Origin of the sequence: Streptomyces katrae, from assembly GCF_000966975.1 — a bacterium.
Lineage (GTDB): Bacteria > Actinomycetota > Actinomycetes > Streptomycetales > Streptomycetaceae > Streptomyces > Streptomyces katrae.
Genome location: NZ_JZWV01000515.1, coordinates 1 through 7,165 on the forward strand (window position 1 = coordinate 1; position 7,165 = coordinate 7,165).

7 protein-coding genes and 2 pseudogenes are annotated in these 7,165 nt (G+C 72.1%); 1 reads left to right on the plus strand and 8 read right to left on the minus strand.

The features are described 5' to 3' along the window. From VR44_RS18795 to VR44_RS18810, 4 genes and pseudogenes are all read right to left on the minus strand, one after another. A pseudogene (locus VR44_RS18795) lies at positions 1-932 on the minus strand (histidine kinase); the annotation flags it as partial. Between the two features lie 169 nt (positions 933-1,101). Continuing rightward, positions 1,102-1,869, minus strand: a complete 768-nt coding sequence (locus VR44_RS18800; RefSeq protein ID WP_045948696.1) for a DUF3710 domain-containing protein — start codon at positions 1,867-1,869, stop codon at positions 1,102-1,104. A 1-nt stretch (position 1,870) separates the two neighbouring features. Then, positions 1,871-2,416, minus strand: coding sequence for a dUTP diphosphatase (gene dut / locus VR44_RS18805; RefSeq protein WP_045948697.1), 546 nt, complete (start codon positions 2,414-2,416; stop codon positions 1,871-1,873). Continuing rightward, positions 2,416-3,000, minus strand: a complete 585-nt coding sequence (locus VR44_RS18810; protein ID WP_045948698.1) for a PaaI family thioesterase — start codon at positions 2,998-3,000, stop codon at positions 2,416-2,418. Before VR44_RS18810 ends, dut begins: the two co-directional genes overlap by 1 nt. Before the next feature lie 58 nt (positions 3,001-3,058). Here VR44_RS18810 and VR44_RS18815 point away from each other — a divergent pair, with 58 nt between their 5' ends. Continuing rightward, a complete protein-coding gene (locus tag VR44_RS18815) occupies positions 3,059-3,532 on the plus strand; it encodes a DUF3093 domain-containing protein (RefSeq protein WP_045948699.1) in 474 nt (157 codons plus the stop codon). 102 nt (positions 3,533-3,634) lie between these two features. Here VR44_RS18815 and VR44_RS47320 read toward each other — a convergent pair. The 4 genes and pseudogenes from VR44_RS47320 to VR44_RS18840 form a co-directional block, all read right to left on the minus strand. Next, a pseudogene (locus VR44_RS47320) lies at positions 3,635-4,519 on the minus strand (hypothetical protein); the annotation flags it as partial. Between the two features lie 9 nt (positions 4,520-4,528). Continuing rightward, positions 4,529-4,825 (minus strand): DUF4193 domain-containing protein, encoded by a 297-nt coding sequence (locus VR44_RS18830; protein ID WP_042809536.1) that lies wholly within the window; start codon positions 4,823-4,825, stop codon positions 4,529-4,531. 384 nt (positions 4,826-5,209) lie between these two features. Beyond that, positions 5,210-6,454 carry a sensor histidine kinase gene (locus VR44_RS18835; protein ID WP_045948702.1) on the minus strand — a complete coding sequence of 415 codons (1,245 nt, stop codon included), beginning with the start codon at positions 6,452-6,454 and terminating at the stop codon, positions 5,210-5,212. Between the two features lie 4 nt (positions 6,455-6,458). Continuing rightward, entirely contained in the window at positions 6,459-7,112 is a 654-nt protein-coding gene (locus tag VR44_RS18840; protein ID WP_045948703.1) for a response regulator transcription factor, read from the minus strand. Between the last annotated feature and the right edge of the window lie 53 nt (positions 7,113-7,165).

Here is a 7,165-nt window from a genome sequence, read left to right on the forward strand (position 1 = left end):
AAGGCGAGGAGCGCTTCGGGGACGTTGTCCCCGATCACATGGTGAAACGTTCCTCCAAGGTCCTCGACCAGGGTCCGCTGGACCGCGAGCTCCTTGGGGGACGCGGAGGTCAGCCCGTCGCTGCGGGCGATGTAGACGGCGAGGATCTCGCTGCCGGAGCTCTTGGCGGCCATCCGTGAGGCCCGGCGGATCAGCGTCCGTCCCTCCGGCCCGCCGGTCAGGCCCACGACGATGCGCTCCCGGGCCTGCCAGGTGGAGCGGATGCCGTGTTCGCCGCGGTACTGCTGGAGGTACTCGTCGGCCCGGTCGGCCACCCACAGCAGCGCCAGTTCGCGCAGCGCGGTGAGGTTGCCCGGCCGGAAGTAGTTGGAGAGGGCCGCATCGACCTTGTCGGGCTGGTAGATGTTGCCGTGGGCCATCCGCCGGCGCAGGGCCTGCGGGGACATGTCGACCAGCTCGACCTGGTCGGCCCGCCTGACCACCTCGTCCGGCACGGTCTCGCGCTGGCGCACCCCGGTGATCGTCTCGACCACGTCCCCGAGGGACTCCAGGTGCTGGATGTTCACGGTGGTGACCACGTCGATGCCGGCCCGCAGGAGTTCCTCGACGTCCTGCCAGCGCTTGGCGTTGCGCGAGCCGGGCACGTTGGTGTGCGCGAGCTCGTCGACGAGGGCCACGGCGGGGCGGCGGGCGAGGACCGCGTCCACGTCCATCTCGGTGAAGGAGGCGCCCCGGTGGACCAGCTCGCGCCGGGGGACCTGTTCGAGGCCGTGCAGCATGACCTCGGTGCGCGGCCGCCCGTGGTGCTCGACGAAGCCGACCACGACGTCGCCGCCCCGCTCCACCCGCCGGTGCCCCTCGGAGAGCATGGCGTACGTCTTGCCCACACCGGGTGCCGCGCCCAGATAGATCCTCAGCCTGCCGCGTCCCATGCGCTCATTCTCGGGGACGTTCCCGCTGTTCACGCACCGATCGGCGGCCGGACGGAGATCCCTGACGCATCCCTGACGCCACCCGGGCCCTTGCGGGCAGGGCGGCGGGGCCGGCCGGCTCCCGCGGGAGCCGGTCGGCCGGGAACGGCCGCGTACGGGCCCTGCGGGGTCAGCGGACCTCGGTGATCTCCGGGCCGCGCTCCAGCTGGCCCATGCCGCCGGAGAAGCGGGAGCTCTCCTGCTCCTCGGCCGTCTGCACGCCGTCCGGCACCATCTGGGCGTCGTTCGGCAGCTTCAGGACGATGGGGTCGCGCGGGGCCATCGGGCCGTCGCCGCGGACGACGACGGTGTCCCGGAAGATCTGCTCCAGCACGCCGGCCGACTCGGGGCGCACCGCGCCCTGGCCGGAGATGACGCCGCGCAGGAACCAGCGCGGGCCGTCGACGCCGACGAAGCGCACCAGCTGGGCGCCGGTCTGGCCGTCGGGCAGCGGTACGGGGACCTGCGCGCGCAGCTCCCAGCCCAGGGGCCCGTCGACCTCGTCGATGAGGCCGCCCTGCTGGGTGATGCCCGAGGCGATCTCCTCGCGGACCTCGCCCCAGATGCCCTCCTTCTTGGGGGCGGCGAAGGCCTGCAGCTGGACGGCGCTGTCGCGCAGGACCACGGTGGCGGCGACGATCGCGTCACCCGCGACCTCGACGCGCAGTTCCATGCCCTCGACACCGGGGACGAGGATGCCGCCCAGGTCGACCCGGCCGTCGGCGGGGTTGCCGGGCACCTCGGTCACGTCCCAGGGGCCGTCCGGCCGCGGGGCCGGAGGCAGGTTCACCCGCCGGGGTTCCCCGGCTTCGGCCGCCTCGTCGGCGCGCACGCCGTCGACCTGCTCGGCCGCGCCGCCGTCGTCGGCGGAGTCGTTCTTCTTGCGACGTCCGAACACGTCACTGTCCTTCCCGGTCGGTTACGACCGAAGCGTAGCCATTCCCACCCTGCTGACCAGCGCCGGATCCGGCCACGGCCGCATGACCGCCGGTGGAGCCGAACCCCCCGTCGGCCCGGGCCGAGCCGGGAAGTTCCGCCACCTCGTGGAAGCGGACCTTCTCGACCCGCTGGACAACCAGCTGGGCAATGCGGTCGAAGCGCTCGAACCGGACGCTCTCGCGCGGGTCGAGATTGACCACGATCACCTTGATCTCCCCACGGTACCCGGCATCCACCGTCCCCGGGGCATTCACGAGCGCGAGCCCGCAGCGGGCGGCCAGGCCGGAGCGCGGGTGCACGAACGCGGCGTAACCGTCGGGCAGCGCGATGGAGACGCCGGTGGGCAGGACGGCCCGCTCCCCGGGCTCCAGCTCGGCGGCCACGGTGGTCACCAGGTCGCAGCCGGCGTCGCCGGGGTGGCCGTACGCCGGGATCGGGACCTCGGGGTCGACGCGGCGGATCAGCACGTCGACGTCATGACGGGGGCCGGGGTTGTTCTGGGACATCAGGGGTTCACCTCGAAGGCGCGTGCGCGCCTGACCTGGTCCGGGTCGGACATCGCCGCCCGGATCTCCTCGGGACGGCCGTTTTCGATGAAGTGGTCGACCTTCACCTCGATGAAGAGCGCGTCGGCGCGGACGGCCACGGGCCCTTCGGGGCCGCCTATCCGGCCCACCGCCGTGGAGTAGATCTTCCGGCCGGCGACGGCCGTGACCTCGGCCTCCAGGTGCAGCACGGTGCCCACGGGTACGGGCCGCACGAAGTCGGTCTCCAGCCGGCCGGTCACCGCGATGACGCGCAGCAGCCAGTTCAGCGAACCCAGGGTGTCGTCGAGCGCGGTGGCCAGCACCCCGCCGTGGGCGAGGCCGGGCGCACCCTGGTGGGCGGGCCGGACGGTGAACTCGGCGGTGACGCGCACGCCCTCGCCCGCGCGGGCCTCCAGGTGGAGCCCGTGGGGCTGCCCCCCGCCGCACCCGAAACAGTGTTCGTAGTGCGTACCGAGGAGTTCTCCGGGTGCCGGGGCATCGGGATGCCGGACCGGTGCGACGGCATCGGCCGGGGGCGTCAACGCTGTGTTTCGTCCACTCACAGCCGCAGACCTTACCCGCGCGGCTACCCGCCGGTCGCCTCGTGGGAGGCTTGAGGGCATGCAGCTCTCCCCCGCGCACCACGACGAACGCCTCTCCGCCCCCCGCTCCTGGTGGGGCATCGCCGCCCTGACCGGTGTGGCCGGCGCCCTGATCACCCTTCCGCTGGGCACCCTGCCGCTGCTGGCGGGGTTCGTCGGCGGCGGTGCGCTGGCGGGGATGCTGGTGAGCTCGATGGGCTCGGCCCGGGTGCGCGTGGTGAACGGGGTGCTGGCGGCGGGCGACTCCCGGATCCCGGTGTCGGCGCTGGGCGAGCCCGAGGTGCTGGAGGGCGAGGAGGCGCGGGCGTGGCGCACGTACAAGGCCGACATGCGGGCCTTCATGCTGATGCGCAGCTACATCCCGACGGCGGTCCGGATCGAGGTCACCGACCCGGCGGACCCGACCCCGTACGTGTACGTCTCCACGCGCGAGCCCCGCGCCCTGGCGGCGGCGGTCCGCGCGGCACAGGAGGCGTCCGCCCCGCAGGCCTGAGGGCCGGGGCCGGGCACGGCGGGCAGGGCGGGCAGACCGGGCAGGGCGCTCAGCGGCCGAAGCCGTCCGGGTCCGGGGGTTCCAGTGCGGCCGGGACGACCCCGGGGAGCGGGCGGGCGGGGCGCTGCGGGGCTCGGCGGCGGGGAGCGCCGCCCAGGGCACGGCCCGCCGGCGCAGGTCCGTGCGGACCTTCTCGGCGAGTTTCCTGGTGTCCCGGTGGTTCATGACCGCACCGACGGCGGCGCCGACCATGAACGGCATCAGGTTGGGCACGTTGCGGAACATCCGCTTCATGATCTGCTGGCGCAGTTCGCGCTTCATCTGGCCGCCGAGCGCCGCGTTGACGGTGGTCGGCTTGGTCAGGTCGATCCCGCGTTCCTCGGTCCAGGCCGTGAGGTAGGCGAGGCTGCGGTCCTTCATGGTGCCGGGCGGCCGCTGCCCGTAGACCTCGTGCAGTTCGGCGACGAGCTTCAGCTCGATGGCGGCGACGCCGGTGATCTCGACGGCCATTTCCGCCATCATGGCGGGCGGGACCGGCATCATGGCGGCCGCGCCGATGCCCGCGCCCACCGTCGAGGTGGCGCTGGCGGCCCCGGCGATCAGCTTGTCCGCCAGCTGGTCGGGGCCGAGGCCGGGGAACTGCGCCCGCAGGGTCGCGAGGTCCCTGACCGGAACGCGCGGGGCGTTCTCGATGACGCGGTCGGCGATGTACAGGGCGGCGTTTCTCGCGCTCTCGCCGCCCTTGCGCACACCGTTCTTGACGGCTTGCATCCGACGCGTCCCGGGCCTGCCCCGGGACTCCTCGTCCGCCACTGTGGCCGGCGCCACCGCCGGGGCGGTGTCGGACGGCACGACAGTCGTGCCGGAGGCCGGGTCGCCGACGGCCCCGGGGCCCGTTTCCGGGCCCGTGGCTTCCGCCTGCGCTCCTGCCACCGGATCGCCGGTCTTCCGAAAGCGGAGCTTCCGGAACGGCGTCGGGCCGGTCACGGCCGAGACCTAGTCGCAGTCGCGGCAGATCGGCTGGCCGTCCTTCTCACGAGCCAGCTGGCTGCGGTGGTGCACCAGGAAGCAGCTCATGCAGGTGAACTCGTCGGCCTGCTTGGGCAGCACCCGGACGGCCAGCTCCTCGTTGGAGAGGTCCGCACCCGGGAGCTCCAGGCTCTCGGCGCCGTCGAAGTCCTCGATGTCGACGCTCGAGGTGACCTTGTCGCTGCGCCGCGCCTTCAGCTCTTCAATGCTGTCGTTGTCGACGTCGTCGTCGGTCTTGCGTGGGGTGTCGTAGTCCGTTGCCATTTTTTCGCTCTCCCCCTCTGGGATTTAGCGGTGTCTCAGCGCACGTAACGCGCGAGAGGCCGGACTTGTGCCCGACCTGAGGCGGAGATTTTGCCTCACATCAAGGTCTGTTACTCAATCGACACCCGGCCCCGCGTCCGCAGGGGGCCGCGGCTGGGATGACGACCGGGACCGTACACGGTCCCGGGGCGGTCTTGCACAAACGCCACCCCGTGTATTTCCCGCCATTCGGGGGGCCGGAAACCCGGACTTCCCGGGCTTTCCGGCCTTCTGGGGGTCACGGAACGCGCATGCCCGGACACTCGACAATGTGATCGATCACACAGTCGCGACCCTCCTCCCCGTCGGGCCGTTCCGCTGACAGCGAACAGCCCGAGGGGTGGATCAAAGGGGCAACGTGACACGCATCACCAGGCCGCCGCCCTCGCGCGGGGTCGCCAGGATGCGGCCGCCGTGTGCGCGCGCCACAGAGCGCGCGATGGACAGGCCGAGGCCCACACCCTTGTCGCTGCCCGTTCGCTCCGTACGCAGCCGTCTGAAGGGCTCGAAGAGGTTGTCCACCTCGTACGCGGGAACCACGGGACCCGTGTTCGAGACGAGCAGCACCGCCTGGCCGTGCTGGACCTCGGTCGTGACCTCCACCCAGCCGCCCTCCGGCACGTTGTACCGGACGGCGTTCTGCACCAGGTTGAGGGCGATCCGCTCCAGCAGCACGCCGTTGCCCTGGACCACGGCCAGGGCGCGCTCGCCGCGGATCTCCACGCCCTTGGCCAGTGCCTCCCCGCGTGCCTGGTCGATGGCGCGCGAGGCCACCTCCGCGAGGTCGACCGGCTTGCGCTCCACGATCTGGTTCTCGCTGCGGGCCAGCAGCAGCAGGCCCTCGACCAGCTGCTCGCTGCGCTCGTTGGTGGCCAGCAGCGTCTTGCCCAGCTGCTGGAGCTCCACCGGCGCACCGGGATCGGACAGGTGGACCTCCAGCAGCGTCCGGTTGATGGCCAGCGGGGTCCTCAGCTCGTGCGAGGCGTTGGCCACGAACCGCTGCTGGGCCGTGAAGGCCCGCTCCAGGCGGTCCAGCATCTCGTCGAAGGTGTCGGCGAGCTCCTTCAGCTCGTCGTCCGGCCCGTCCAGCTCGATCCGCCGGGTCAGGTCGGAGCCGACCACCCGGCGGGCGGTGCGGGTGATCTTCCCCAGCGGCGAGAGCACCCGGCCGGCCATCGCGTAGCCGAAGGCGAAGGCGATCACGCTCAGGCCCATGAGGGCCATCAGCGAGCGGCTGAGCAGGTCGTCCAGCGCGTGCTTGCGCTGGTCGAGGATGCACTGCCCGATCGCCGCGTTGAACTGCTCGATCGACTGGTCGATGCCCACCCCGGGGCAGGTGCTGCTGGAGACCTCCACCTTCTGGCCGCCCACGATCTTGAACGGGAGCGCGTTGCCCTCCCGCAGGGCCTGGGCGGCCAGCAGGTAGATGATCGACAGCAGCAGGATCCCGGCGATCAGGAACATGCCGCCGTAGAGCAGGGTGAGCCGTATCCGGATGGTCGGCCGCAGCCAAGGGAAAGGACCCTCGGGCTGGCCGGGGTCCCAGGTCGGTTTGGGTGGCGCCGGTGGCGGCGAGGGGGTCGCGGCCATCGGGTCAGATCCGGTAGCCGGAGCCGGGGACGGTCACGATGACGGGCGGCTCGCCCAGCTTGCGGCGCAGGGTCATGACCGTGACCCGGACCACGTTGGTGAAGGGGTCGGTGTTCTCGTCCCAGGCCTTCTCCAGCAGCTGCTCGGCGGAGACCACGGTCCCCTCACTGCGCATGAGCACCTCCAGCACCGCGAACTCCTTGGGCGCCAGCTGCACCTCCCGGCCCTCGCGGAACACCTCACGCCGGTTGGGGTCCAGCTTGATCCCGGCCCGCTCCAGCACCGGCGGCAGCGCCACGGTCGTCCGCCGGCCCAGGGCGCGGACGCGGGCGGTCAGCTCGGTGAAGGCGAAGGGCTTGGGAAGGTAGTCGTCGGCCCCCAGCTCCAGGCCCTCCACGCGGTCGCTGACGTCGCCGGAGGCGGTCAGCATGAGGACGCGGGTGGCCATGCCGAGTTCGATGATCTTCCGGCAGACGTCGTCCCCGTGCACCAGCGGAAGGTCCCGGTCGAGCACGACCACGTCGTAGTCGTTCACCCCGACGCGCTCCAGGGCCGCGGCGCCGTCGTACACGACGTCCACGGCCATGGCCTCCCGGCGCAGGCCCGTGGCCACCGCATCGGCGAGCAGCTGCTCGTCCTCGACGACGAGTACGCGCACGTCGTTTCCTTCCTTCGAGCCCCGAGGGCACTCCTGAGGGCACACCTGTATTG

What these genes read in the sequence shown, in the direction of transcription:
- VR44_RS18830 (WP_042809536.1), bottom strand. Translation starts at nt 4,825, where the DNA reads ATGGCAACGGACTACGACACCCCACGCAAGACCGACGACGACGTCGAC.
- VR44_RS18815 (WP_045948699.1), top strand. Translation starts at nt 3,059, where the DNA reads ATGCAGCTCTCCCCCGCGCACCACGACGAACGCCTCTCCGCCCCCCGC.
- dut (WP_045948697.1), bottom strand. Translation starts at nt 2,416, where the DNA reads ATGTCCCAGAACAACCCCGGCCCCCGTCATGACGTCGACGTGCTGATC.
- VR44_RS18835 (WP_045948702.1), bottom strand. Translation starts at nt 6,454, where the DNA reads ATGGCCGCGACCCCCTCGCCGCCACCGGCGCCACCCAAACCGACCTGG.